Origin of the sequence: Nonomuraea sp. NPDC049784 (genome assembly GCF_040659615.1) — a bacterium.
Lineage (GTDB): Bacteria > Actinomycetota > Actinomycetes > Streptosporangiales > Streptosporangiaceae > Nonomuraea.
In genome coordinates, this window is the sequence record NZ_JBFAMX010000006.1 from 1 (window position 1) to 24,259 (window position 24,259).

Sequence of the window (24,259 nt, forward strand, 5' to 3'; positions counted from 1 at the left end):
CATATCCAATTTTTTGTTATGGTTGTTACGCCGTGTCCTCTCCCTACCCCGGGGGCCCCCGGGGGCGGCCACGCCCCCCGCGGCCGCTTGAAGAAGCCGATCGCGATGTTCGTGGTCTTCGCGGTCCATGTCCGCTCGACGGTGTACGTGTCCGGCTCGGCGGGCTGCTCCTGGTCCGGCTTGCGGAAGAAGAACCAGCCGCCGACGACGAACAGCGCGAGCGACACCACCACGGCGAACACCGCGGCGAGAGAGTCGGTCATGACCAGCTCTCCACGGTCGCCCGCATCACCTCGACGGTGAACGCGTCGTACTGGACCGGCCCCCAGACCGAGCCGAACGCGATACCGCCGAAGATCCACAGAAGAGAGCAGGCCACGAATGTCGGCATGTCGGGCTTGGCGTCCTTCGCGATGTCCTTGACGACCGCGCCGGCCAGGAACGCGAACGCGGCGGCGAGTAGGAACAGCACGACCGAGCCGAGGAGAGTCGCTATCGAACCGCGCGTGGCCATCTCCACGAGCCACGCACCGAGGTTCACGAACAGGCGGCCGGTCGGCAGCAGGAACATGCTGGCCGAGAACAGCAGCAGCAGACCGGTGGCGATCACACCGAGGGGCTTGCCGGGCAGCTTGTCCTTCTTGCGGATGCCCGCGAAGACCCAGCCGAGGCCGAAGGAGAAGCCGCCGCCGAGAACAAGAGCGATCATGAGGGGTTTGCCTTTCAGAGCAGGGACAGCAGGAGGGGAAGGGAGATCATCAGCAGGTAGAAGCCGGTCGTGATCGGGCCCCAGGACTTCAGGCCCGGCCAGCACACGGCGGACCAGGCTGCGACCCACACGCGCGGGAATCCGGACAGGGACTTGAGCGGCGGGAGCTGCGCGCGGCACAGGCCGGGAAGGCCTTCCTCGCGGAACTTCCGCCAGCGGCGGCGGTAGTCGCCCGCGCCGAGGAACCCGATCGACGTGCACACGAAGCACCAGCAGACGGCGAACACGCCGTGCACACGCGCGAACGCGTCGAGCACTCCGGCCTCGAAAGGCACGTACTCGCGGTCCCGGTGGTAGGCGCGCACCGTGGCGACCGAGGGGAGCCGCGCCGTGCGCAGGCCGCGCATCCGCGCCCGGTCTTCCAGGACCTCGACCCAGGAGAGCCGCGGGACTCGCGCCGGCGAGGGCGCCGGGGCCGCCGTGGGGGCGGGCTGCTCGGCGGTCTCCTCCGGCTGGTCGGCGGGCACGCCGGTGGGCGGGTTGTACTGGAACATCACTGGCTCTTCTCCGCCTCGTCGTTCAAGGCCTCGGCGAACTGGCGGGTCTGCGTGGCCAGGTCCACGCATGCCGACTGGGCACGGCGAGGGTCGCGCTCGTGCAGCTCGGATAGTTCCGACATCAGCCAGCAGGCGGTTCGCCAGTACAGCCGCCACGGTTTGGACTTCTCCTTGGCCGCGGCCTCGATGAGCGCGACGTGCTCGGCGCGCCGGTTGGCGGCGCGGTTTGATGCCATCTGTCCTCCGTCACTGTGCGTAAGTTGTGTTACGGTGGCCTCGCGCGCGCAACGCGCAACGCGCAACGCGCCTATGCGTTGGAACCCCCGCACACCCGGCCTTGGCCTCGTCTGCGGCGCCCCGCGCCCCCGAGCGCGGTCACGAACAGTCACGACAAGCCCCCGGCGCACGCCCGCGCGAACGCGTCCCAATCCGGCTCGCAGGCGATCTCCGGCAGCGAGTCCAGGTGCCACATCAGCAGCGACCGCGGCACCCGCAGCGCGACCGGCTCGGGCGTCCGCACGTCCCACCGCGCGAACTCCTCATCCAGCGGGAACGCGGTCAGCGCCGCGCACTCGGCCCACCCGGTTAGGCCCGCGGTGAGCACGTCCAGCGGCACATCGACGCCGGCGCGGCCTTCGGCGGTGAGGCGGACGTGGTACGGGCTGTCGGCGCGGAACTCCAGCTCGACCATGACGACGGTCGGGGTGTCGGCGAGGTGGTCCCAGGTGGGGACCGGCATGTAGCGGACGGCGGTCTCGTGGGTGGGGATCATGCTGCGTCTCCTGTCGTGGTCCGGTTGGTCCGGTCGGTGTGGTGGTCCGGTGCGGCTGGTCCGGTGGTCCGCTGGTCCGGTCCCGTGTCGGGTCCGCTCGGCTGGTCCGCTGGTCCGGTTTTGGTCCGGCTGGTCCGGCCGCGCGGGCCGCGCTTTTGGTCCGGTTGGTCCGGTCCGGAGAGGAGGCGGACCAGCTCGTTGGCGACATCCGTCGAGGCGGTCTCGCCCGCCGCCCGCAGCGCGGCCTGGAGGCTGCGGCGGGTGAGTCTCTTACCGTCCTGCTTGAGCTCCTCCGCGATGCGTACACCCAGCGGGAGCAGCTCATTTGCCCGCGCATCCGGTCCGGCCGGTCCGGTCCGCGCGGGCCGATTCTTGGTCCGGTTGGTCCGGTTGCGTCGGACCGGACCAGAAGCGTCGGCGGCTGGCTTCTGGTCCGGTTGGTCCGGTACGCCGACCGGACCAGTGGCACGCTTCGTGGTCCGGTTTCTGGTCCGGCGCGGCAGCCGGAAGCGGTCCCGGATTCTGGTCCGGTAGCGCGGCCGTGGTCCGGTCTCGCGGACCGGCGTCCGGGCCGGTTCCTGGTCCGGTTGGTCCGGTCCGGTCTGTGTCTGGTCCGCCACCATGACCGGACCAAGCTGCGGCTGATAGCGCGGCAGCAGACCGGCGCCCACCGAGTTGATGAACACCGCGGCGTCGTGCAACGCCTTCTCGGCGTCCGGGCGCAAGCCGCGCGTCTCCTCCGCGAGCGCGGCCATCCGCGTCAGCGTCAGCTGAAGCTGGGCACGCTGCGCGTCGATCACCGCGCCCTGCGTCCGCGCGACCGACCGCCACGTCATCTCGACGCGGCGGGCCTGGCGGACCACCTGGACGGCGGCGGTCGGCGACTGGACTCCCTCACCGACCGCCCACCGGAACGCGGCGAACGTCTCACCCGTGTGCAGGATCCAGCGCAGGGGCGAGAACTTCGGCGCCCTCGGGTCGATCAACCCGGCATCGCGCAAGTCCTTGCGGTGCAGGTGCCGCGAATGCATCGACCACAGCCACGGCGAAGCGAGCGAGCAGGCGGCGAACAGCTCCGGCACGAGCGGGACGTGCGTGTAGTTCAGATAACCCGCGGCCGCGCCGATCACATACGACGTCATCCGCAGGCGCCAGGCCGAGTCACCCTCGCGCAGCGCGACGTGGGCGTGCCACGACACGTACACAGCGACCGACTCCACGATTCCGGCCGCGAGCACCGCCAACAGCGTCGGCCAGGCGAGGGCCTGGAACACGAGGAACTGGCCGGCCACGGCGACGACGTTGACGCCCATGTTCGTCACCGACATGACGGCCAGGCGACCAGCAGTCTGGAGGCGTGCCTTCCACCGCTTGCGCGCCTGCTCGCGGCGGCGGTCGCGTTCGGCGCGGGCGTTCTCGTCGCGGTCGCGCTGGTCGGCGTCGGCCGCCCGCGCGTCCGCGCGCCGGGCCTCTTCGGCCAGGCGGCGACGCTGAATCCGGAGACGCTCGGCTTCGAGAGCCCGCTTCTCCTTCTCCGGGTCGGCCTTGAGCAGCGACAACATCAGAAAACTCCCGTTGTGGTGGCGGTACCGCTGACGCTTTGGTGGGAACGAGGAAGGATCATTGAGATGGGTGGCCGCACGTCTGCGAGTGCTGGAGAGCCGCGAACGCGTCGCCGGTCACACCGGACACACCGCAGGCGTAACACTCGTACCGGCCCGGCGTCGTCGGGGTCGGGCAGGTGTCGAGTCCGACCGCCTCCCACGAGACGCAGCCGAACACGCGGACCACCCCGTGCCGGCCGTACGGGAGTACGTGGCACATGCCGCCGTCCGGGGCTGGGTGCTGGAGGGTCACGCCGCGTCCTTGGACGTCTTGCGGCGGGGCTTTTCGGCCTTGAGCTGGTCCACCAACTCCTTGACGGGCGCGGTCCGGGCGGAACCGGTCTCGCCGCCGCGCGCACCGCACAGCTCGTGGATGGACCCGCCGTGCACGTGGATGGACAGCGCCTCCTCGATGATGGCCAGGCGCAGGCAGGCGGGGCGGACCGTGCACGGGGCGCAGAGGAGCCGGGCCCTGCGCCGGGTCATGCCCTGCGCGAACCATCTGTTGTCGTTGGTGCCGACGCAGATGCCGTGCTCGTCGATCTTCTCGACCAGGCTGTGGGCCTCGGCACGGAGTTGGAGGTCGAGCGGCGGGAGGGGGGCGTCGTTGTGGTTGGTCGTCGTGGCTGGTGGTGCCATGATTGTGCTCATCGGGTCACCTGCTTTCTGTCGCAAGGAGAAGGTGGGCCGGATGCGGCGGCCCCGGGATCACTCCTGGGGCCGCTGTCTTTGTGAGGGGATTTCTGCCTGAACCGCACCAGGTGCAGCTGTGATCAGCCGCTATCCTGTTGGTAGGTTAATGGTAGGGCTACCAAGAGCCTACCGCAACCCCGTAGATCTCTGCCGAGTCACGATCGTCCGGCCGCCGCTCCTGGACGGATCATGAATGCCCCTAAAGTTGTCCACAGGCCGGATAACCCGTCCGAGGAGCAGATGGAGACTGGATGCCGATCCCGCCCTCGAAAGCTCAGGGCATAGCGGATGAGATCGCCGCCAAGATCAGGCGAGGCGACTATCCACCAGGCTCCTGGCTGCCCCCAGAACGCGAGCTCTCCCGCGAGCACCAGGCAGATCGGTCCACCATCCGCAACGCCATCAAGCTGCTCGTCAACGAGGGCCTGGCCACCCGTGTCCCCCGGCAAGGCGTCCGAGTAGCCGACCCCGGCACCGCCCGCACCACGACACAGCCGTCCCAAGCGGAGACTGAGATCCCTTGCGGACCACCACGATGTTGCCTCACGCTTGCCGGTATGACGGCATGGCTGGTGTCCCAGGACAGGCTGGCACTCGTGCGAATCGACGACATCGCATCAGTGCAGATCATCGTCCCGGGAGAGCCCGACCCCCGCCTGCACCCGATGAAGCGCTTGGAGCGCGCCGAAGAAGTGCAGATCATGGTCGGTAGCCGCGCCGGCGTCACGATGTGCGCGGCAACATGCCCCGGCCGCGATGCGCTGTGGGCGCGGACCGAGCTGATGCGCATGTTCTCTCTGCTGAAGGGTACGGCCGCGGACAACACGGCGACGTACGTGTATGCGCCCACGTCGTGGCCGCGCAGGCGTCCGGAGCAGTTGTGGCAGGTGTCGTCGCATATGCCGGAGCCGGAGTTGATTCAGCGGTAATCGCCAAACAACCCGATCGCCCGCACGTTATCCGGATAACATGACCGCATGGTGCGCTATCAGGAAGTTGCGGACGACCTCAGGGCCAAGATCCTCAACGAGACCTACCCGCCAGGCCAGCCCCTGCCCCACTCTCAGCTCCTCGCCATCGAGTATGGAGTGTCCAACAGCACCATCTCCCAGGCGCTCAAAACCCTCAAAGACGAGCAGCTCGTCATCCGCAACCCCACCGAAGGGATGATCGTCCAACCGCCTGCCACCGTCGTGGACCTCATCCTGCACGGAACCCACGGACACGGCCCGCTCCCCTGGGCCGCATGCTGCGAACGCTCCGGCACCCAAGGCAAGATGGTCACCGGGAAGGTGGCCACCAGCAAGGCCGCCCCCGACGTCGCCGAACTCCTGGGCCTCGACGACGGCGACGAGGTGATCACCCGCCACCGGCACGCAACCGTAGGCGACGACACCGTACGCCTCGACGAGGCGATCTACCCCCTCGCGTACGTCCGCGACACCCCGCTCGCGAAAAGAGGACAGGTCCCTGGCGGCGTCTACCAGGCACTCACCGACGCCGGCCTCGAGCCGCGCACGATCGTGCGGCGCGTCATCGCCAACCGCCACGCCACCGACGAGGAAGCGAAGGCCCTGCACATCGTGAAGCGCTCCCTCGTCCTCACCTACGACCAGGTGATCGCCGACCGCGAGGGGACGCGGATCGAGCTGCTGCGGTTCGTCGCGAACCCGGCCCGGGTGCGGTTCATGGACGAGCAGGTGCCGCTGTAGGGGTCCCGGTAGTAATGGCGCAGGCTCCAACGGATATGCCGCTCACCTCTGCTTATGCAGAGGTCTCAGGCTGATAGGCCAGCCCTGAGCCCTGTCTGTCCATGCAGGCCAGAGGCATATATGTTGGATTTCCGGCCGAAGCTACGGAAACTGCGATAACGATCAGCTTCCCGTTTTCCCAGGTCGTGGTGCTCGATGTCTACCTTTATGTCAACCCGCTGCCCCTCCAAGGCGTACTTGGTCTGCGAGCCAATGTCGGGCAAGAGCCAGGACGATTAGAACATCGTCGTCGAATCGACGCCGGCTACCGCGCGTATCTCCTGCTCGGTCATCCCGCGTATATCCGTCAGGTCCGCGCCTTCCAGATCCGCGCCTTCCAGGTCCGCGCCCCTCAGGTCCGCGCCCCTCAGGTCCGCGCCCCTCAGGTCCGCGTCTGTCAGGCCCGCGCCGCTCAGCTTCGCGGCGCGAAGGTCCGCGCCGCTCAGATCCGCGGCGCGAAGGTCCACGAGGCTCAGATCCGCACCACGCAGGTTCGCGCCGGTCAGGTCCGCCCCTCGCATGGAGGTGCCGGTTAGGTCCGCACGGGGAAAGCGGACCCGGGAAAAATCAGCACCGACGCCCGGCTCCCAAACAACATGATCGGGCTTCAGCGCGGCGAGGCGGGCCTCCACATCATCGGGGGGAAATCTCATATCGACGGCGCCGCCGATGGCCGCGACAACATCGGCTCCCGGACGGGTAACCGGGCTCTTAGCGAGTTCTTCTGCCGTCTTGGCTGTGCATGCTTGGGGGAGTTTCGTCTGCCCTTTTGACAAGGTGCACGCGTCGTGGTTGCGGACATAGGCCTCCAGCACTGCGCCGATGGTGTCCTGGTCACGGGGAGAGTCGTCGGCCACGCGCCCGAGTGCAGCGATGCCGCCCAACCGTACGTCCGACTGTTCGGAGCCGAGTTGTTCGACAGCTTTGGTGTACCGATCGGTGATCTGGCCCTCCTGTGTGGTTTCCAACGTGCGGGCCGTGTACCACAGACCCAGCCCAGTGAAGGTCGCACCTCCGATGATGACCAAGCCGGTAATGGCCTGGATGAGAGTGTGGCGGGCGACATTGAGGGCTTCGAGCCGCTCTGTGGCGGTCATCTGCTGGCGCTCGATGTCAGAGAGCGGTGTACGTTCGCCGGACAGATACCGGGCGGCGGGACCGAGCAGGAACGCCACGAGCAGGCCTGCTACGCTGGCCAGGCCCAGACCAAGCAGTGCCCAGCGCCCCCATTCCACCTCTGGCAGTGGAAGAGGCAGCCCGACGTAGCCCCACCAGATAGCGGCTGCGATCACGGCGAGGAGCAGAACCAGCAGGAGTGCTCGCAGTAAACGCCGTCCGCGGCGTGCCGGGGGCGGCGGCGCAGCATCCGGAAGGGCGGGATCCGGCGGAAGCTCGTTCGTAGCGGGCTGGGGAGACTGCGCCTCCGGTGCATCAGCACGTATGGAGGCCAAGGCTGCGCCTGCGACAGCGGAGGCGATGAGAGCAGCCGCCGTCCACGCTGCGCGCCGTAAACGGGAGTTCATGCTTCCTGAGTCCTTTCATCCACTCCGTCCTTCACGGGCGGGCGCACCCGGTTGACCTCGGCGCGGGTCACGGTCGCGGCAGGCGGCTGTGACAGCCGGGTGCGCCCCACCGATACCTTCCCTCGCCGAGCAGGTCGGCCAGCGCCTCGAGCTCGCGGGCCTGCAGAGGCTGCCACCGGAATACGGCTGGAACGGGCCGCGTCCACCGGAAGGGGTTTCCTTAGCTTCGGCCGGAAATCCAACATATATGCCTCTGGCCTGCATGGACAGACAGGGCTCAGGGCTGGCCTATCAGCCTGAGACCTCTGCATAAGCAGAGGTGAGCGGCATATCCGTTGGAGCCTGCGCCATTACTACCGGGACCCTGTAGGCCCCTGAAAATACAAAGAAGCCCCCGCCCGCCTCCGATGAGGCGAGTGGGGGCTTCCCATATGTCCAACGGCGGCCCGCTGTCCCGAGCCGCGCATGGCGCCGCCTCACGGCCGACGCGGTCTCGTGCTCTCCCGGACTCCTCCGGGCACGAGACGATCACGATATTACTGCTAGTTCGCCGAGAGGTCGGCGCCCACGATGCAGACCACCATGTTCAGCTGGGGATAGTCCCCTCCGACATCCGTTGGGAGCTGGGTGAGGTTGGGGTGAGTGAACGTCCGGGAGCCGTTCGGGTTGTAGAGGCCGGGGAAGTCAGCCATCGGGTTCTTCACCGCCAGCAGGGCTGGCGGCGCATCCCTGTACGCAGGTACGAGCGCGGTCAGCCAGATCACTCTGTCTTCCGGCCCGGCCGGCACCGGAGCGGCAAGCGGAGAGTATCGCCATCCAGTTCCGTCAAACAGCTTGATGTCGTTGCCGGTTTCGGCGATCAGTCCTCCTGTGACGCTGTAGACGGCCAGACGAGCTTCACCAGACGGGACACCTCGCCCGGCGCTCGCCAGCGGCACGCCCAGGTGCGTGATGCTCTTACCAGCCGGAAGGATGGCCTTCGCGCACACCATCTGTTGATCTAGAGCGGCCGCGCCGTTGATCTGCTCAGGCAGGACGGTCGCGCACGTCAGTTTGGACAGGTCTTCGCGCCGCAGCACGGCGGGAGCGGGCGACGGAGTGCCGCCGCAACAGTTGATCGTGATGTCGTCGGCGTTGATGGTGATCGTCATGGATACTCCAAGTAGGTCGAGCCCTGGCCAGCAGACGGATCGCGATGATGGTCTACCGCTGGTCGAGCGGCAGGTCCGGGCGCGCGGTGTGCTTGGCCCTGTATCCGGACACCCATGTGATCAGGCCCGGCAGCAGCGGAATCGACAGCGACTCCGCCCAGTCGGGCAGCCACGCGATGAGGTCGAGATCCGTGTTCACCGTCTGCAGGACGGTCAGGACCGCGACAAGGCCGAGGTAGCTGCCCGCCGTCGCGGCGGTCACCTTCCGCTCGACCGGCTTGCCGTAGGTCACAGGCTCTCCATGCATGGTTCCCTCCAAAGGGGTTGGACCTGCGAAAGGCCCACCCGGGCGGGCAGGCCATCAAGATCAGTAGGCGCGGGCGGTCAGTCCACGCGCAGCAGCCTCGGCCACGTCTTCGGCCCGCACTCGCCGTCCACCTTCAGCCCGGCCTCCGTCTGGAAGCGGCGCAGCGCCTCGTCCAGCGGTGCACCGAACACGGTGTCGTCGACGCCGCCGTTCAGGCCCATGCCGCGGGCGTGCAGCAGGTAGAACAGCGTCTTCACGTCGTAGCCGCGTGAGCCGCGCTTCAGCGTCGGCAGGGTCTTCACGATCTCCTCCGTCCAGGACACCTCAGGCTTGGGCGCGGGCTTGCCACTGGAGTAGGCCGGGTAGCCGAAGCCCGCGATCACGCTCATGGAGCGTTCGCGGCGCTTGACCTGGTTGGCGGTGTTGCCCTCGATCGTCACCACCGTGCCGTTCGATCGGACGGCCTCCACGATGCCGACGTGGTCGATCGCGAGGATGTTCTTCGAGCCGGCCCAGTCGAAGAACACGATGGAGCCCTTGCGCGGGACGCGCCCCCAGCGGTCGCGGGCCTTGAACCACTGCGCGTGCCCGACCGTCCATGCGGAATCCCCCACGACGGCGGACAGGCCCACCTGGTCGGCCGCCCACGAGATGAACATGTCGCACCACGGCGCCAGCGCCCAATCCTCCGGCTTGCCGTGCCGCTTGGCCCACCACGCGCCGAACTTCGTCCAGCCCGACCCGCTCTCGGTGTAGCCGAGATGCGAGCGGACGACGTCGAGCAGCGCATCCTCAGGCTTCTTCGCCACCATCCACCCCCTCCTCCTCGCCGTCGGGGCTCTCGTCCTCGACGGCCGACCCCGGCTCCTGCGGCAGCCACGACTGATCGGGATCCAGCTCGCTCACGTCCGCGTCCATCCACGGGCGCGGCGGCAGCTCGTCGTCGGGCATCACGTCCTCCTCGGTGAGGGTGTTAAGGGCCAGCCAGTCGGCCACGGTCAACTTCAGGTCGGCGCTGGACAGGCGAATAGGGAGCACGGCGGGCACCACAAGCACGCCGTCCTCGACGGGAAACACGGTCACGGCAGGGGTTAGCCTCTGGTCAGGCTGATCAGCGCGATGACGGCGCTGGCCACCGTCACGATCAGGCCGACGACGGCGATGATCTGCTTGGTCCGGTCGGCGAGCTGCGTACGCGTCACGGCTTCCCGCTCAACGGCGTCAAGACGCGTCTCCAGCGCTGCATGCCGGATGTCGGCGGCCGCACGGTCCTGCTCGACGCGCTGCGCGAGCTCGGCGTGCCGGTCGTCCACCTGGTCCAAGCGCTGGAGGATGAGCGCGGTGGACCCGTTCGTCTTCTCGAACCCGACCTCGACCAGACGCCGCAGCTCCGACAAGGCGAGCGCCAGGTTCGGCACCTCATCACTCGTCACAGCGGCACCGACTCGGCGCTCAGGCTGTACCTGATCGTCCAATCGTCGTACTGGCGGATAGCCACGGTGCGGCCCTGGGCAGCGAGGGCCTGAGCGAACTCGACCGCCGTCACAGGCTCAGTCCGGTACTGGCCGGGGACCCCAGTCGGCCGGTCCACGATCGCGTACAGCACCCACGACACCGGCCCATTCGCAGGTGCGGTTCGCATGCACACGAACCAGGTCCGGTCCGACAGGTACTGCACCTGCCCGCCGCTGAAGTACGCGTGACGGCCGGCGTGGCCGTACCGGTAGAACAGCTCGGCCGCCTGGTCCACCTTGACCACGTCCGGCCCGCCGTTGGGACCGTCGCCGATCGGCAGCTCCAGCTCGTCGGCGGGGGGCGAGTACAGCTCCATCAGAAATCTCCTCTGCGAGGTGGTCATGGAAGACGAGCCAGGTCAGACGGGCCGGCCCAGCAGCATCGACAACGCGTTGCGGGTGTCCGCCATCCGCGACTTGTCCGGCTTGTACGTGGCCTTCAACGCCGCCAACCGCTCGTGCGGGTCCACCTCGACCGCATCGACAGCAGCCCGGTCAAGGCCACTTGCCACAGTCCTTCGCTGGCCCCGCTCCGGGACTGTGACGCGCACCAGCTTTTCCTTCACCCACGCGATCCGCTCCAGGTGCGCGGTCCGTGCCTGCGCCGTGCTGTCAGCGTTACCCAGATGCACAGGAGCGCCCTTGCGCAACAAGCCCTTGCCCGCGGCCGGGTCGTCAGCGTGGTTGCGGCGCATGCTGGGCTCGGGAATGTGGAACTGGTGGATCGCCACGTCCAGCAGCGTGTCGATATCGTCCGGCTCGAACCCGTACTCGACGGCCAGGTTCTCGAAGGTGCAGGCAGGCATCGCGTACACGTACGGCCGGCCATCCGGGTTGGTGGTGTGAATCATCCACCACTCGGTATCGTCGTCGCCCAACCACGGGTAGGCGTCGGTGATTTCACGATTGATCATTGGTTCCACGCCCAGAACATCACGTCGTAGGCCGCACCAGGCGGCGACGGGTAGGTGTCAAAGCCGAAGCCCGAGTTGTTGCGGCTGTTAACCGAGACAGCGTGCGGGCCGAAGATGTTGAACATCGTGGTGACCACAACCGCGGTACCGCTGAACGTGAAGCCGTACCCGATCGAGCCGAGAGCGTTGGCTGGGAAGCTGGCGAAACCGCGCGTGATCGCACCATTGGCCGTGGTCCCGATCTTGCCAGTGAAAGATATCCCGGTTGACTCCCTGATCCGCAGCCCAGCGACAGCGGACGTTCCAGCGCCATTGGTCACCAGCAAGTCCACGCCATCCCCCGACAGGGTCACCAAGCCCTTTCGGTCATTCGCTATGACGGAACCCATCTGCAAGGCGTTGTCGCCGGAGACCCAGGAGGTGATGTAGTGGTACTCGGTCTCGTTCTCGTAGAAGCGAATCTCCGGGTCCACACCGTAGTTGGGATTGATCACCAGTCGCGGGCCAGAGATGCCCGACCGGATCCGGCCGACCACGTCGAACTCCCCCGTGGAGGCGTTCAGCTGCGTAGTGAGCACGCCGCTGCTGTTGTAGGCGCGCAGCCCCGCCACGTCCAGGTGTACGCGCGCGCCCGCCGCGGCGGTTTGCATGCTGAACTGACCGGTGGAGCTATTGATGTGCACCGTTCGCAGCCCAACACTGTTGAACGCTTCCAGCCCACCTGAGCCGATCTGCACGCGCGGGTTGGACTCCGACGTGCGCAGGATGGCGCCCGTGATTGTCTTGCCGTCGATGGCGGTGGCGGTGAGCTTGGACGCGTTCACAGCCCCCGCCTCGATCTTGTCGGCCGTCACAGCGTTTGCCGCGATATGACCGGCCTGGATCGCGAGGGCCTGGATCAGCCCAGCAGTGATGCTGTTGCCCACGATCTTGTCGGAGGCGGTGATCGATCCGTCCACGATGTTCGCGCCCGAGATGACCTCACCGATCACGTCGGTGTCCACCAGCGGCGCAGTCGCGATCGTCATCACGCCCGATGGGGCGGATTCGTTGCCGGACCTATCAACAGCGGTCAGCCAGATCTCGCGGTCCGCGCCGTACGGCTGGTCTCCGATCACGACCACACCCGCGCCCTGAAGGTAGTCCACGAGCGTGCTGCCCGGATCAGCTGGGGCCTTCATCCACACCAGCACCCGGTCGAAGTCGAGCGGCATGCTCTCACCCGCCGAGCCGAGCCCGTCCCACGACACGTGGATCACGCCGAGCCGCGACATCAACGCCGGCGTGGACGGCACCGGGGGCGGGGTGGTGTCGTCGGGGACGAGCAGGATCGTCTGATCGGAGAACTCGCCGCGCACCACGTCGGCGACCGCACGGACCTTGAAGGCGTACTCGACACCGACCCGAAGCGGCGAGTAGCTCGCGGTAGCGCCTTCCGTCACGGCGATCTGGTGCCAGATGCCGCCAGCGTTGTTCTCCCGCGCATACAGCTCGTAGGCGTCCACCTCGATCGCGACGCCCGCGGGGTCGGCGATCACCGGAGACCAGGTGGCGGTGATCTGCCCGCGAGCGGTGCCGGTCTCGTCGATGAACGCGGCCGCGTTCACGATGAGGCCCTGCGGCTTGGCCGGCGCGCGGCCGCCCGGCTCCGGAGCGGGCGTGCTCCCGGTCCCCCCGGAGCCGATGCCGCCGGCGAGGATGCCCGCGGCCTGCCGCGCTAGTTTGATCTCCCTTTCCAAGAAACGGTCGTTGAGCACCAGGTTGCCGGACAGCGCCCCATCTCCATCGACGGACAGCGTGATCTGCCGCACGCGCAGAACCTGCATCTGGCCGCCATCGCCCGGCGCCTTGATGAAGTCGCCCGGCCGGTACCGCGCGAACGGCAAGAACCGCGCCGCCTCGAACCGGATACCGCGGGTGAGCTGCGCACGCTCGCGCGAGGCGCGCTCGAGCGCGTTCTGTCCGAGGAGGATCGCCGTGCCCTGATCGCTGACGCCGCCCTGCGACTGTGTGGCCTCCCACCGTCCCCACGGCGCGACCGCTGAGGGGTTGGTGACCTCGACGGCCAGGCCCTTCTCTCCCCTGATGAGGATCGCCGTGGCGAAGTCCTCCAGCGTGGCGCTGTCGGGAGCTTCGTCGATGTCGCGGCCAAGCCTCAGCTCAACGGGGCTGCCCCCGGTGCCGAGCTGGCGGCCCAGGGTGGTGCCCTCACGGTAGACGCGCAGCGTGCGGCCGGACATCGTCCAGTCGAGCACGCCCTGCTCGCTGAGGTTGATCAGCAGCGTGAGCAGGTCGATGCCAGGCTCCAGCTCCAACGTGAGCAGCTTGTTGACGTCCCACGGCTGCGGGGTGCCGGGCGCGCTGTCGTGCGTGGAGGTGAAGTCGATGGACAGGCCAGGCACCGCGCCGCGGGCCTGAGCTTCCTGCACGAGCGTGCGCAGCAGCGCGCCCGGTGTGACCGCCGAGAACAGGCGCTTGCCCTCGACCATGACGCCGCCCGCGTACATGACCAGCTTGCGGAGCTGCCAGGCCCAGCCTGGGAGCTCGAAGGTTCGCGCCCCGCTCTGGTCGGTAGAGTCCGAGCCTCGCTTGATCAGAAGGAACCGGCCGCCGTCCGGCTCCACCCACTGGCCGCCGTCCACGGCGTACTCGACCGCGATCTCCACGGGCGTGGCCAGCCAGTCGGAGCCGACGCCAGCGGCCGGATAGGACAGCTTGAGCGACGGCACGTCGTTGAGTGGCGTGCCGACCTCGAAGCCCAGGTGGTGCGGCAGAGTGCCCAGCCTGGCACCGTTCGGTGCGTAGGCGACGAGCCGCAGCGCGTACCGCTCTGCCCGGCCTGGGACGATGACCTGCACGCTTCCTCCTCAATATGATCACGGGCGTGCGGACAGCGCAGCGATCTGCCGTGCCACGCGCAGGTTGTAGTCCTCACGCCGATCGGCAAGGATCAGGTTCCCGGCGACGACGCCGCGCGCGGACCGCGTCAGCGTCACCTGCTGGACCCGCATCGGCTCCAGCACCCCGCCGTTACCGGGCGCGAGGATCATGTCACCCGCCCGGTAGTCACGCAGCGGCAGGTGTCGCGCCTGATACATGGTGATCTCGCGGGTGCGCTGCACCTGTTGGCGCACCCCGCGCAGCACGGTCACCGTGCCGATGTTGTTGGCTGCGGTCGTCGTGGTGATACCGACCTCGCGTATTCCTGTCTCCCACCGGCCCCACGGCATCACGGCGGTGACGTTGACGACCTCCTGCCGGATGCTGTCGTCACCGACGACGTACGCGGCGGACGCCATGTCCTCCAACGTGACCACGTCCGGAGCGGCCGTCACATCACGGCCGGACCGCAGCTCCACCCGAGACGCTCCGGTCGACAAATCCCGCAGCAGCGTGGTGTCCGGCATGTACGCGGAGAGCTGGCGAGCACCCGTCATGCGGAAATCGGCCATCCCGTACGAGACAAGCCGCAACAGGACCGACAACAGGTCCGTACCAAGCGGGACACCCATCCCCATCGCGTTGCCCCATGTCGCCGCCGCCGAGTCCGTCGAGCCGTTGAACGTCCACGAGAACCCCGTCAGCGCGCCCCTAGCCACGGCATCGTTCAGGAGTGTCTGCATGATGAACCCGGCCGTGGCCGTGGCGCTGAATACCCGCTGCCCGTTCACGGGTGCGATGGTCGCGTGTGCGTACGTGACCGTCTTCTGCAGCGTCCACAGATAGCTGGGGCAGTCGAACTGCCACACGCCGTCCTGTGCGAGTTGGTCGCCCTCCCGCCGAATCAGCAGGAACCGGCCTTCGGAGAACTCGAACCAGGTGTTGCCGTCCGACGACCATTGCAGCCCGATCTCGCACGGCGTGGAGATCAGGTCGGCGCCGGGCGCCCGCATGCTGTAGGAGAACTTCAGCGCGGGCAGGTCGTTGAACGGGAACGCCGCCTGGATGTGGAGCGGGTGGGCGAGCAGGCCGCGCCGATTACCGTTGGGGTCGTAGACGATCAAACGGATGTCGAACGGCACCGTCGCCCCCCTTCACGGTCACAGGTAGGCGCGGCGAGCCCGGACCTCCAGCGCGGACGCCGCGGTGGTGCTGGACGCCGTGCACGAGATGAGCACCGCGCGGGAGAACGGGTCGCCGAGCGCCATCGCCGGCGTCAGGTGGATCCACCGGTTCGCCGAGAACGGCCCGAACACGCTGATCACGCCTGTCCGGTCCGTGCCGGTGGCCAGGTCCCACGTGTCCGTGGTGACCAGCGCGGCCCGCATCGCGGCCGCGTCGATCAGCAGCCGTTGCCCAGCGGTGAGAGAGTTCGACCCGGACGTGAGCAGGCCGACGCTGCCGCCGCTGGCCACGTCCGTGACCGTGATGTTCGTCGCCGGCCCGGTGACGCGCAGCAGCGCGTCCGTGACCGGCGCGGTGGAGCCTGCGAGCGTGGCCACCACCTGGTTGGAGGCGTTCGCGTTCCCCGCCCAGGTGGTGACCGTCTCGTCTCTCCAGTACACGCCGGGCACCTCGACCACCACCGTCAGCCGGGCGCGGGCGGCCCCAGTGTTGACCTCCGGCTCGGACGCGGCCGTGACCGTCACGTCGGCGACGCGCACTATCGGACCCGCCTGGTACCTCATGACCATGAGCCGGTTACGGACCCCGAGGAGCGCCGTCAACGCCTCGAGGTTGGTCTCCATCTGCGGATACCCGCCGTCCGCGCCGGCCGGGGTCGCCCCCGTCACCACGAACGTCAGCGAGAACGACGTCGCCTCGTGGTCAAGGCCGACGATCGGGAGCTCGCCGGCGCGGCCCGAGACCGAGACGCGTACGGCGCGAGCCCCAGGCAGCGGGCGGCGCTGTGTGCCCTTCTTCAGCTTCCAGCAGCCCGCGGGGTGGTCCAGCGCCACACCGTCCAGCGAATACGACGGCATCTAGATCACCCCCAGAGCGCCCGCGAGCTGGAGCCCGCGGTTGACGCTCGTGCTGGTCGGTTCGGCCTGCGGGTAGTAGTTCGTCTGATGGATCACGGTCCGGCCACTGGCCAGGCCGCCGCCTGCGAGCCGGTTCGGGACGTCGATCCCTGGCGACAGGGTCGGCATCGCGGTCGAGGCCGCCATCGCGGCGACCTTCCGCAGCGACGAGGTGACCAGGCCCGCGCCTTGCGTGATGCCCTTGGCCATGCCCGCGGGGATCATGCTTCCGACCCACGCGAACACGCGGCTCGGGCTGTGGATGCCGAGGGCGTTCTTCGCGCTTTCGACGATGTTCGAGAAGAAGCCGGAGATCTTGTTGTAGAGGTCACCGGCCAGGGATTGCAGCTTGTTCCAGAAGCCGGACACGACGTCCTGCGCGATGCCGCCCATGGTCGAGCCGATGTTCGACACCGCGTTCCTGATATTGCCTGGCAGGTCGCGGAACCAGCCGACCAGGGTCGTGCCGATCCATTTGCCGATGGCGTTGACCATGTCCGGGATGATCGAATGGCCGACGAGGATGTCGTACATCCACTGGAAGATCGCGACGCCCTTTTCGATCAGCGGCTTGATCTGGGTGACGATCTCCGCCACCTTGGCTCCGAACAGGGCGAACCCGACTCCGAGCTTGGTCAGCATGGGCAAGATCGGGATCAGGGCAGGAAGGACCTGCTGGATCGCCATGACCGCCAAATCGGTCAAAATCGGAAGAACGGGCAGAATCGCCGTAGCCAGTTGGACAAAGGCAGGAACCAGCCCATTTAGCAGCGAAGGGATCAGCTGCAGAAGCGGCGGAAGCACTTGCTGCACGACCGCGGCCGCGATCTGACCGAAGGAGGCGTAGATCGGGGCCATCAGCGGTCCGAGCTGGGTCAAAGCGGACGAAACGGCCACAAGGGCTGGCTGCAGGGCATCGGCCAGCGCCGTGATCACAGGCCCGAGCACGGCCGACAGGTTGGTCAGCGCGATCCCCAGGACCTGACCCACGATGCCCGCGAGCTGCGCCACGACCGGCAGCAGAGGCGCCACCGCGGCGAGCGCCGCCGACAGTCCTTGACCAAGCTGGAGCAGACCCGCCTGCAGAACCGGATCAGCAAACGCCTTCGCGAGCATCTCCGCGACCATGGTCAGCCCAGGTCCGAGCGCGGCCAGAGCAGGCCCGAGGGCCGACACCGCGGCGGCCAGCCCGGGACCCAAGGCGACCGCGATGTTGGCGATGTGGGGCGCGATCTGCGCGACCGCGCCACCCAGCGCCACGAAGATCGGCATCAGGGCGTTTCCGACCTGCGACAGCGATTGGAAGATCGTGACCAGGATCTGCTGGCCCTGAGCCGAGTTCAGGAATTCGTTGACCTTCCCGAGCAGCTGCCCCACCACGCCGAGCGCGTTGGTGCCCCCGGTCTGCATCGCCTGGAAGACCGACCGGACGATGCCGACGACGTTGGTCAGGATGCCGCCGAGCTGCTTGAAGACGTCGAGCGCGCCCTGCATCCACTCGGTCGCCCGCCCCGACAAGGCCGCCTGTTCGAGGAAGTCGCCGAAACGTGCAGCCGCCGCGGCTATGCCCGGCGCCAGATCCTTCAGGAACAGCGAGCCATCCACGGCAATGGCGCGGAATCCCGCCAGCACGGGATCGATGGCGGGCCGGATCGCCGCGACCGCTGACCGCAGCGAACCGAAGATCCACGTCAGCGCGTTCACCGTCGCCGACGAGGAGGCGAACCTGGCAACCTCAGCACCGGCAAGACCGAACTCCCTGGCCACGCCCTGCATGCCGGACTGGAGCGGCCCAACCGCGGCGGCCGCGACCGCCCGGAGCCGGCCAGCCAGCGGCGCGAAGAAGGCGTCCTGGACAGCGCTCTTAAGCCCATCGATCGCAGGCTTGACCGAACGCAGCTCACGCGCAGCTGACTGCGCCGCAGGTGACAGCCCTGCGATCGACTCCTTGAACTTCACCGGGTCGTCACCGAGAGCCGCCTTGAAGGCGTCACCCACCCCGGACAGGGCAACCTTCAGCGTGGCCAGAGCGCCCACACCGAGCGCGAGCGCGCCCGGCAGAGCGGCCACGATCCCCGCCGCGGGAGCGAGCGCCGCCACGAACGCGACACCGCCCTGCGCAGCCGACGCGAGCCCGGCCGCTGCGACCGAGCCGGCCAGCGCCATCGCGGTCAGGCGGGCGCTCGTGGCGGCCGCGTTTGCCGCGACCGATCCGAAGCTGGTCTGGGACTTCTTGGCCGCATCATCAAGATCGTTGGTGAACTGCTTGATCTGCGGCCTCGACCGGTTCCGGACGGAAATCGTGGCGAACAGATCGCCGACGTTGAGCGCCATGCGCCACCTCTCGGGAGTCGCGATCACAAGGGAAGCGAGGGGAAAGGCGGCAATACGCCAGCGTTACCGCTGGCGCTCAACGCCGTTTGCGGCGGGCCGCGCTGTCGTCGCCCGGGTCGAGCGCCCGCGCGATCCGCGTGTCAGCGGTCAGCAGGCCCGCGATGCGGGCCTGCAACCACCGCCACGACCGGGCACGCATCAGGCCAGGCTCGTCGAGGTCGATCCCGAACTCGCTGTGGAGATCAGCCTCGACGAGCCCCCACCTGGTCAGGAGGTCGTGCCACGTGACCCGGCCGCCGTGCCCTGAGAGGCCGTCGTCCGGGTCGTACCAGTCGCGGAGCCCCGTGCTCGGGTCGATTTCGCCGCCGAGGCTGCCGTCCGAGTCGGGGCCTCCGCTTCCCCCACTGGGCCGGACTCCCAATGCTTGCCCGCAGCCTCCAGGCCGGCCGCGACCCAGATCAGCGCTGTCTGCCCGACGTGCTGAATCTTCGGCCACACCACCTGGTCGGCGAGCAGCTCGTCCCACACGGGGCCAAGGATGCGCTGGTAGAGGTCCTTCTCCTGGTCGTCGTCGAGCACGGTCTCGGCGAGCTCGTTCAGGCCCTCCTCATCCACGTCCTGACCCGCCTGGACGGCCATGCTGGCGTGCATGAGCCGCTGACACAGCAGCCCCACCTCAGCGGACGGCGGCGGGATGACGTACGTCTTCCCGCCGACCGGCAGCTTCAGCGTCGGGTCGAAGAACTCGTCGAGGTCCTTGAAACCCGCCATCAGGGAGTCACCAGCGGGTTGGAGATCTCAGTCGGCGAGCCCTGGCCGAGCAGGGTGAACGAGAACGGCTCGAGGTCCGTGGTCTCGCCGCCCTCGGTGTACTCGGTCACCGTGCAAACGCCCTGATAGGCGTCGGGAGCGCCATCCCGCCTGTACCAGCGGACCTTGATGTTGGCGTTGAAGCCGACGATCTGCGCGGCCTTGCGGATCTTCTCCTGGCCCGGGTCCGGAGTGAACACCGGGTCGTCGGTCCGCTTGCGGCGGCCCTCGGCCTCGATCTGCCACGTCCGGCCGGTGACGACCGAGCTGCCGTAACCCTCCTCGTCGTCGAAGTCGCCGTCCTCCTCGGTGTTGTCGTCCGAACTCCGCTCGAAGCTGGTCAGGCCCTTGACCGGAGTCCAGATCGGGTCGGCTGCGCCCGGCGCGGACGTGTCCACATCCAGCCGCCAGTCACGCGCAAGAAGGCTCCGCATGATGTCTCCTTCGGGTGCATGCGAAAGCGCCGCCCCACATGAGCCGGGACGGCGCGAAAGGAAAAAAGGGAGGAGAGCTAGTCGCGGTACAGCGTCGGCCAGACCACCATCAGCTCATACGAGTCCGGCCGCTCCCACCGGCCGGACGAGTCACGGGCCAGCGCCGCCATGATCGTCCGCTGGATCAGCAGCACGACCACGCCCGTGGAAAGGGTGAGATTCGACCGGCCGTGCAGCGCCGCGAACACCGCGTCGGCGTAGTCGCCGACGATGCGCGGGTCCGTCGCCGTCCGCATGCGGGCCTGCACCAGCACCGTCGAATCCGACTGCTCGACGTCGTCGCCGCCCGTGCCGGTGCCGTAGATGGTCAGCGAGATCGCCTCGTCCGGCTTGCTCGGCAGGCCACCAAGCGTGATCGCCCGCTGCTGCGCGGTGTACGCGCCCACCGGATCCCAATGGCCCACGCCGGCGTCAGCCAGCAGAACCGCCAGGCCGGTCAGCAGGTCACGGGAGAAGGTCTTGCTCATCTGCGCAGCGCCCTCTCGATCTGGGTGCCGATGATGGCGTGCACGGTTTCCGCCTCGGCGCGGAGCGTCTTCTCCAGCCACTTGGGCTCACCTTGGATCGGGTGCTCCCACGTGATCTCTTCGTGCTGGCGAGCCGCGTACACGATGTCATAGCCCAGGGCGGCCTTCAGCTTGCCCTCGTCCACGGCGATCGAGCCCGGCCGCTCACGCGGATCACCGGACCTCTGTAGGTCGCCCGTACGCCACGGCGTACGCGGAGCCGCCTCCGTCAGCACGTGCTCCGACGCCAGATACACGCCACGCGCGGCCGCCTCGTTCAGCTCGTGCTCGATGATGTCGGGCCCGACCTTGAGATCGAGCCGCACGTCGATCTTCACCCTGACGTTCGCCTTGCCCATCAGCGGCACACCACCTCTACATGATCAGGAGTGGGCAGGCCGCCGCCGTCCCGCGCGTACGACGCGATGACCGTGGTGACCCTGCTGTTGACGGTCACCCGGCTGCCTTCAGGGCATCGGGTGCCGGGCGGGAAGAAGATCGTCGTGTCCGAGACGGTCTCGGCGCCCTGAGCGTCGCGGACAAGCCGCCGCTCATCATCGACGAGGCACTTCACCGTCACCGCAGCGCCGTAGATCGGCCCGTACGCGCCGTCCCCCTCGAACGGCTCGATCACGGCCTCATGCCTGAGCAGCCAGTCAGGAAGCATCAGGCATCACCAGGCCGTCGAGTCGAACGCGTACCCCGGCAGCAGCCCAGCGACATGCAGAATGCGGGCCGCGTCCGGAGCGTGCCGCGGCGGACCACTCTCGGTGTTCCGCCCGCCCAGCCGGACTGATCCGATCTGCACGTCACGGAACGCTGACGCCACGCCGTACGGATCGCCGAGCGCCAGCGACCAGGCGGCCTGCGCGCACGTCGCCCGCATGATCGCCTCCCGCTCCTTCGGGTCGGTCGGCATCTCCTGCTCGTCGGTGTCGTAGACCGCGCCGATCAGCAACTCATCGATCCGCTCCGACGCCCGCGCCAGCACGGCACCAATACCGTCCGGGGCAGGCTTGTCGGTGTAGGCCGCGTAGTCGTCGGCCGTCGCGTACACCACCACCACGGGCCTCCACTCCACATATGAGAAACGCCAGCGGAACCGCTGACGCATTGATCAGGCGGGCAGCTCGTACACCGCCACCTCGACGCCAGCCGGATCGTCGTAGTTGATCCACACGGTGTCGTCGCCCTGCCGATAGATCGGCGTGAACGGCGGCACGAGCACGTCCGCGCCAGCCGCGAGCACGTACGGCACGTCCCCCAGAGGCTGCCCCTCCACCTCGCCAGGGATTGCCGCCGTCACCGTGCGCGGCCCGGTAGAGGTGTTCTTGATGCGGAGCTGCCGCTTGGCCGAGTAGCTGAACTTGTGCCCGTCCACCACGGCGGGCGTGAGCGCCCCCGCGAGGGTCACGCCGGCCCGGGTCATCTTCGTGACAGCGAGGTTTGCCCTAGCCATCGCTCTCCTCCTCTTGGCCGAACTCCTCGACGAGGGCGGCCTTGCTCAGCGCCTTGGCGTCCTTCTCTGCCATGCCGCGCGAGACCGCGTACGCCACCCACACGGCCTTGTTCGCCCCCTCGGGAGGAGGACCAGGCGGAAGGACGGGCGGAACGTTGGGGGGCGGGCCGGCCGGAGCCTGCGCGGGGGCAGGCTCCGGACCGGTCGGTGTGGCCGGAGCGGCCGGGACTGCGGGCCGGGACAGGATCTCCCAGTTCGGCCAGCAGTCCAGAATCGGGTCCCGCTCCGGCAACTCCACCGTCTGCCCGGTGTTCCGGTTGTGGTACACCCAGCTCATGCCGCCTACGCCTTGGCCTTGGTGGCGCCGGTCGTGATCACCACAGCACGCTCGGGGTCCAGCGTCTTCACGCCGTAAAGCGTGTCGATGGAGACAATGTCCTGCTTGGCCTTGATGTCGTAGTCCATGACCACCCTCAAGCCAAAGCCGCGGTAAGACTCGACGTGCGCGTTCGCCGCGCCCTGCGGAAGCACCAAGGGCCGCGTCACCAGGGCAAACGCCGTCCGGTGGAACGCGACTCCGACCTCGTGATCCGGGAGCGTCTTCCCGACCGGGTCAGTCGGCAGGAACTCCGGCTCGCGAATGTTCTGGGTCTGGTAGCTATCGAATCCGAAGACCCTTCGACCCAGGTTGGCCTCGCGGAGACCCTCGGTGTCGCCGCGCGCGTCGCTCCTGTGGAACAGCTCGTCAGCCAGCCACAGCGCCTCCTGCTCCGGGCCGACCACGATGTAGCGGTCAGTCGCGGGCACATTGCGCTGGTTCAACACACGCCTGGCCGCGATGGCCACGCGCGGGTTGGCGTACTTGAACGGAGCCGGGTCGGCGTCAAGGCCAACCTTCTGCACGATGTCGTTCCGCAGCGACAGGATGTCCCGGTCGATCTTCTGCGCGATCGCCTCGGTCGCCGGGGCCAGGAGCTGCTGGTTGAAGTCGACGATGTCGAGCGTCAACTCCTCGCTGGTCACGGCGAAGGAGACGTCGGCGAACCGGTCCAGCGTGATCGGGATCGAACCTTCGGTCGCGTTCTGGATCTCGATGCCGGTCGCCCGGTTGAAGTTCTTCGCCTCGAACTTCGCGGGCTTACGGATCGTGATCGTGTCGCCGATCCGGGACACGAACTCCTCTTCGTAGTCCCGGTAGACGAGCTGCGACATGACGGTGTTCTCGTACAGGTTGGCGAGCGCCTGCCGCGCGATCACGGTCGGCGTCAGAAAGGTGTTAGCCATCGGGCCTTATCTCCAAACATGAAGCGCCAGCGGTACCGCTGACGTCTACTGCGACGACTTCTTCGCCTGCCTCTGCTTGCGGAAGTCGTCGATGGACGGCTCGGAACCGGTGACGCGTCCGCCAGGCCCGCCGGCGAACTCACCCCCCGAGCGAGAGGGCGGCCCCGCCAGGGAGCCAGCCTTGAACTTCGGGTTCTCCGTGACCGCGAGTTCGATCACCTCGCCGAGCTTGGCGGCGAAGTCCTGCGCGTCGATGTCGAGGTCACGGGCCTTCTTCAGGAACGAGCGCGAGTCGAGCAAGGCGTCAGGGTCGGCGCCGAGCTTCAGGCCCTGCCGGTGAACGGCCAGCTCCATCAGCGCGCGGCGGTGCCGCTCCTTCTCCTCGTCCCGCTCCTTCGCGGTCGTGTCACGCTCGCCGGTGAGCTGCTCGATGATCTGCTCCGGCGTGAGCTGCTGCTCCTCACCGACCAGGCCGAGAGCCTTGCCGATCTGCTTGGCCAGGTCGGACTGGACCTGCTGAGTGATCTCCTCAGCAGACGGCCCCTTCGCCTTGGCGGCCTCATCGGCGGCCTTCTGCGCCTCACGGAGCTGGTTGCGGAACTCGGCAGCCTCGTTCCGGGTCTCCCGGATGAGCTTCTGAGCCCACGAAGGAAGCTGATCCACCTTGAGCGCGTCCGAGTTGACCTGCTCATCCTTCTGCCGGAGGTTAGCGAGCGGGTCCGGCGCGGGCGGAGCCTCCTGGGTGGGCGGCGTGACCCCGGCCTCAGGGCCATCGCTCTGCGGAGCGCCCTGCTGCTGGCCTTCGCCTTCGCCCTCCGGAGCACCTCCGGCCATCAGCCTGATCGGCTGGCCGGACTTGCGGTAGCCGATGACCGCGCCAGGCGTCGTCGGCAGCATGTGATCCTCGAACATTGGC

At 68.0% G+C, this 24,259-nt stretch carries 33 protein-coding genes and 1 pseudogene; 3 read left to right on the plus strand and 31 right to left on the minus strand.

Features of this window, described 5'->3' with window-relative positions; all coding sequences use genetic code 11:
* The 8 genes from AB0J09_RS02670 to AB0J09_RS02705 form a co-directional block, all read right to left on the minus strand.
* Nucleotides 1-263, minus strand: a 263-nt coding sequence (locus tag AB0J09_RS02670; protein WP_360683955.1) for a hypothetical protein, incomplete at its 3' end; no start/stop codon positions are given.
* Complete coding sequence (locus AB0J09_RS02675) at nucleotides 260-709, minus strand: hypothetical protein (protein ID WP_360683958.1); 450 nt, start codon at nucleotides 707-709, stop codon at nucleotides 260-262. The genes AB0J09_RS02670 and AB0J09_RS02675, both read right to left, overlap by 4 nt.
* Nucleotides 710-723: 14 nt before the next feature.
* The gene (locus AB0J09_RS02680; protein ID WP_360683961.1) at nucleotides 724-1,263 is read right to left on the minus strand and encodes a hypothetical protein; all 540 of its coding nucleotides are present in this window, start codon (nucleotides 1,261-1,263) and stop codon (nucleotides 724-726) included.
* The gene (locus tag AB0J09_RS02685) at nucleotides 1,263-1,502 is read right to left on the minus strand and encodes a hypothetical protein (protein WP_360683964.1); all 240 of its coding nucleotides are present in this window, start codon (nucleotides 1,500-1,502) and stop codon (nucleotides 1,263-1,265) included. The genes AB0J09_RS02680 and AB0J09_RS02685 overlap by 1 nt, the downstream gene beginning before the upstream one ends.
* Before the next feature lie 149 nt (nucleotides 1,503-1,651).
* Nucleotides 1,652-2,038, minus strand: coding sequence for a hypothetical protein (locus AB0J09_RS02690; RefSeq protein WP_360683967.1), 387 nt, complete (start codon nucleotides 2,036-2,038; stop codon nucleotides 1,652-1,654).
* Nucleotides 2,035-3,600, minus strand: a complete 1,566-nt coding sequence (locus tag AB0J09_RS02695) for a hypothetical protein (RefSeq protein ID WP_360683970.1) — start codon at nucleotides 3,598-3,600, stop codon at nucleotides 2,035-2,037. The genes AB0J09_RS02690 and AB0J09_RS02695 overlap by 4 nt, the downstream gene beginning before the upstream one ends.
* A 58-nt stretch (nucleotides 3,601-3,658) precedes the next feature.
* Nucleotides 3,659-3,895 (minus strand): hypothetical protein, encoded by a 237-nt coding sequence (locus tag AB0J09_RS02700; RefSeq protein ID WP_360683973.1) that lies wholly within the window; start codon nucleotides 3,893-3,895, stop codon nucleotides 3,659-3,661.
* Nucleotides 3,892-4,293 (minus strand): WhiB family transcriptional regulator, encoded by a 402-nt coding sequence (locus AB0J09_RS02705; RefSeq protein WP_360683976.1) that lies wholly within the window; start codon nucleotides 4,291-4,293, stop codon nucleotides 3,892-3,894. Before AB0J09_RS02705 ends, AB0J09_RS02700 begins: the two co-directional genes overlap by 4 nt.
* A 293-nt stretch (nucleotides 4,294-4,586) precedes the next feature.
* Between AB0J09_RS02705 and AB0J09_RS02710 the strand changes: the two are divergent.
* The 3 genes and pseudogenes from AB0J09_RS02710 to AB0J09_RS02720 all read left to right on the plus strand — a co-directional run.
* Nucleotides 4,587-4,784 (plus strand): annotated as a pseudogene (locus AB0J09_RS02710) (winged helix-turn-helix domain-containing protein); the annotation flags it as partial.
* 108 nt (nucleotides 4,785-4,892) lie between these two features.
* Nucleotides 4,893-5,264 (plus strand): hypothetical protein, encoded by a 372-nt coding sequence (locus tag AB0J09_RS02715; RefSeq protein WP_360684371.1) that lies wholly within the window; start codon nucleotides 4,893-4,895, stop codon nucleotides 5,262-5,264.
* Nucleotides 5,265-5,312: 48 nt separating this feature from the next.
* A complete protein-coding gene (locus AB0J09_RS02720; protein ID WP_360683979.1) occupies nucleotides 5,313-6,047 on the plus strand; it encodes a GntR family transcriptional regulator in 735 nt (244 codons plus the stop codon).
* Between the two features lie 275 nt (nucleotides 6,048-6,322).
* On the opposite strand, the gene AB0J09_RS02725 is transcribed toward AB0J09_RS02720, so the two are convergent.
* From AB0J09_RS02725 to AB0J09_RS02835, 23 genes are all read right to left on the minus strand, one after another.
* Nucleotides 6,323-7,378: a pentapeptide repeat-containing protein gene (locus tag AB0J09_RS02725; RefSeq protein ID WP_360683982.1), complete on the minus strand. Its 1,056-nt coding sequence runs from the start codon at nucleotides 7,376-7,378 to the stop codon at nucleotides 6,323-6,325.
* Nucleotides 7,379-8,151: 773 nt separating this feature from the next.
* The gene (locus AB0J09_RS02730) at nucleotides 8,152-8,760 is read right to left on the minus strand and encodes a hypothetical protein (protein ID WP_360683985.1); all 609 of its coding nucleotides are present in this window, start codon (nucleotides 8,758-8,760) and stop codon (nucleotides 8,152-8,154) included.
* 52 nt (nucleotides 8,761-8,812) lie between these two features.
* A complete protein-coding gene (locus AB0J09_RS02735) occupies nucleotides 8,813-9,052 on the minus strand; it encodes a hypothetical protein (RefSeq protein ID WP_360683988.1) in 240 nt (79 codons plus the stop codon).
* Nucleotides 9,053-9,144: 92 nt separating this feature from the next.
* The gene (locus AB0J09_RS02740) at nucleotides 9,145-9,879 is read right to left on the minus strand and encodes a CHAP domain-containing protein (RefSeq protein ID WP_360683991.1); all 735 of its coding nucleotides are present in this window, start codon (nucleotides 9,877-9,879) and stop codon (nucleotides 9,145-9,147) included.
* Nucleotides 9,860-10,150: a hypothetical protein gene (locus AB0J09_RS02745; protein ID WP_360683994.1), complete on the minus strand. Its 291-nt coding sequence runs from the start codon at nucleotides 10,148-10,150 to the stop codon at nucleotides 9,860-9,862. Before AB0J09_RS02745 ends, AB0J09_RS02740 begins: the two co-directional genes overlap by 20 nt.
* Before the next feature lie 8 nt (nucleotides 10,151-10,158).
* On the minus strand, nucleotides 10,159-10,500 hold the full coding sequence (locus AB0J09_RS02750; RefSeq protein WP_360683997.1) for a hypothetical protein: 342 nt from the start codon (nucleotides 10,498-10,500) through the stop codon (nucleotides 10,159-10,161).
* Nucleotides 10,497-10,898, minus strand: a complete 402-nt coding sequence (locus AB0J09_RS02755; protein WP_360684000.1) for a hypothetical protein — start codon at nucleotides 10,896-10,898, stop codon at nucleotides 10,497-10,499. The genes AB0J09_RS02750 and AB0J09_RS02755 overlap by 4 nt, the downstream gene beginning before the upstream one ends.
* Nucleotides 10,899-10,940: 42 nt before the next feature.
* A complete protein-coding gene (locus AB0J09_RS02760; RefSeq protein WP_360684003.1) occupies nucleotides 10,941-11,495 on the minus strand; it encodes a hypothetical protein in 555 nt (184 codons plus the stop codon).
* On the minus strand, nucleotides 11,492-14,353 hold the full coding sequence (locus AB0J09_RS02765; protein WP_360684006.1) for a fibronectin type III domain-containing protein: 2,862 nt from the start codon (nucleotides 14,351-14,353) through the stop codon (nucleotides 11,492-11,494). Before AB0J09_RS02765 ends, AB0J09_RS02760 begins: the two co-directional genes overlap by 4 nt.
* Before the next feature lie 18 nt (nucleotides 14,354-14,371).
* On the minus strand, nucleotides 14,372-15,517 hold the full coding sequence (locus AB0J09_RS02770; protein WP_360684009.1) for a hypothetical protein: 1,146 nt from the start codon (nucleotides 15,515-15,517) through the stop codon (nucleotides 14,372-14,374).
* 18 nt (nucleotides 15,518-15,535) lie between these two features.
* Nucleotides 15,536-16,417, minus strand: coding sequence for a hypothetical protein (locus AB0J09_RS02775; RefSeq protein ID WP_360684012.1), 882 nt, complete (start codon nucleotides 16,415-16,417; stop codon nucleotides 15,536-15,538).
* A complete protein-coding gene (locus tag AB0J09_RS02780; protein ID WP_360684015.1) occupies nucleotides 16,418-18,790 on the minus strand; it encodes a hypothetical protein in 2,373 nt (790 codons plus the stop codon). It lies immediately after the preceding gene.
* Between the two features lie 76 nt (nucleotides 18,791-18,866).
* A complete protein-coding gene (locus AB0J09_RS02785) occupies nucleotides 18,867-18,989 on the minus strand; it encodes a hypothetical protein (RefSeq protein WP_360684018.1) in 123 nt (40 codons plus the stop codon).
* Between the two features lie 68 nt (nucleotides 18,990-19,057).
* Nucleotides 19,058-19,561 (minus strand): hypothetical protein, encoded by a 504-nt coding sequence (locus tag AB0J09_RS02790; RefSeq protein ID WP_360684021.1) that lies wholly within the window; start codon nucleotides 19,559-19,561, stop codon nucleotides 19,058-19,060.
* A complete protein-coding gene (locus tag AB0J09_RS02795; protein WP_360684024.1) occupies nucleotides 19,561-20,034 on the minus strand; it encodes a hypothetical protein in 474 nt (157 codons plus the stop codon). Before AB0J09_RS02795 ends, AB0J09_RS02790 begins: the two co-directional genes overlap by 1 nt.
* Nucleotides 20,035-20,111: 77 nt before the next feature.
* On the minus strand, nucleotides 20,112-20,561 hold the full coding sequence (locus tag AB0J09_RS02800) for a minor capsid protein (protein WP_360684027.1): 450 nt from the start codon (nucleotides 20,559-20,561) through the stop codon (nucleotides 20,112-20,114).
* Entirely contained in the window at nucleotides 20,558-20,959 is a 402-nt protein-coding gene (locus AB0J09_RS02805; protein WP_360684030.1) for a hypothetical protein, read from the minus strand. The genes AB0J09_RS02800 and AB0J09_RS02805 overlap by 4 nt, the downstream gene beginning before the upstream one ends.
* Nucleotides 20,959-21,267 (minus strand): hypothetical protein, encoded by a 309-nt coding sequence (locus tag AB0J09_RS02810; protein ID WP_360684033.1) that lies wholly within the window; start codon nucleotides 21,265-21,267, stop codon nucleotides 20,959-20,961. The genes AB0J09_RS02805 and AB0J09_RS02810 overlap by 1 nt, the downstream gene beginning before the upstream one ends.
* A 6-nt stretch (nucleotides 21,268-21,273) precedes the next feature.
* Nucleotides 21,274-21,663 (minus strand): hypothetical protein, encoded by a 390-nt coding sequence (locus AB0J09_RS02815; RefSeq protein ID WP_360684036.1) that lies wholly within the window; start codon nucleotides 21,661-21,663, stop codon nucleotides 21,274-21,276.
* 54 nt (nucleotides 21,664-21,717) lie between these two features.
* The gene (locus AB0J09_RS02820) at nucleotides 21,718-22,059 is read right to left on the minus strand and encodes a hypothetical protein (protein ID WP_360684039.1); all 342 of its coding nucleotides are present in this window, start codon (nucleotides 22,057-22,059) and stop codon (nucleotides 21,718-21,720) included.
* The gene (locus tag AB0J09_RS02825; RefSeq protein ID WP_360684042.1) at nucleotides 22,052-22,396 is read right to left on the minus strand and encodes a hypothetical protein; all 345 of its coding nucleotides are present in this window, start codon (nucleotides 22,394-22,396) and stop codon (nucleotides 22,052-22,054) included. The genes AB0J09_RS02820 and AB0J09_RS02825 overlap by 8 nt, the downstream gene beginning before the upstream one ends.
* Nucleotides 22,397-22,401: 5 nt before the next feature.
* Complete coding sequence (locus AB0J09_RS02830) at nucleotides 22,402-23,343, minus strand: P22 phage major capsid protein family protein (RefSeq protein WP_360684045.1); 942 nt, start codon at nucleotides 23,341-23,343, stop codon at nucleotides 22,402-22,404.
* Between the two features lie 45 nt (nucleotides 23,344-23,388).
* Entirely contained in the window at nucleotides 23,389-24,255 is an 867-nt protein-coding gene (locus AB0J09_RS02835) for a hypothetical protein (protein ID WP_360684048.1), read from the minus strand.
* Nucleotides 24,256-24,259: the final 4 nt, after the last annotated feature.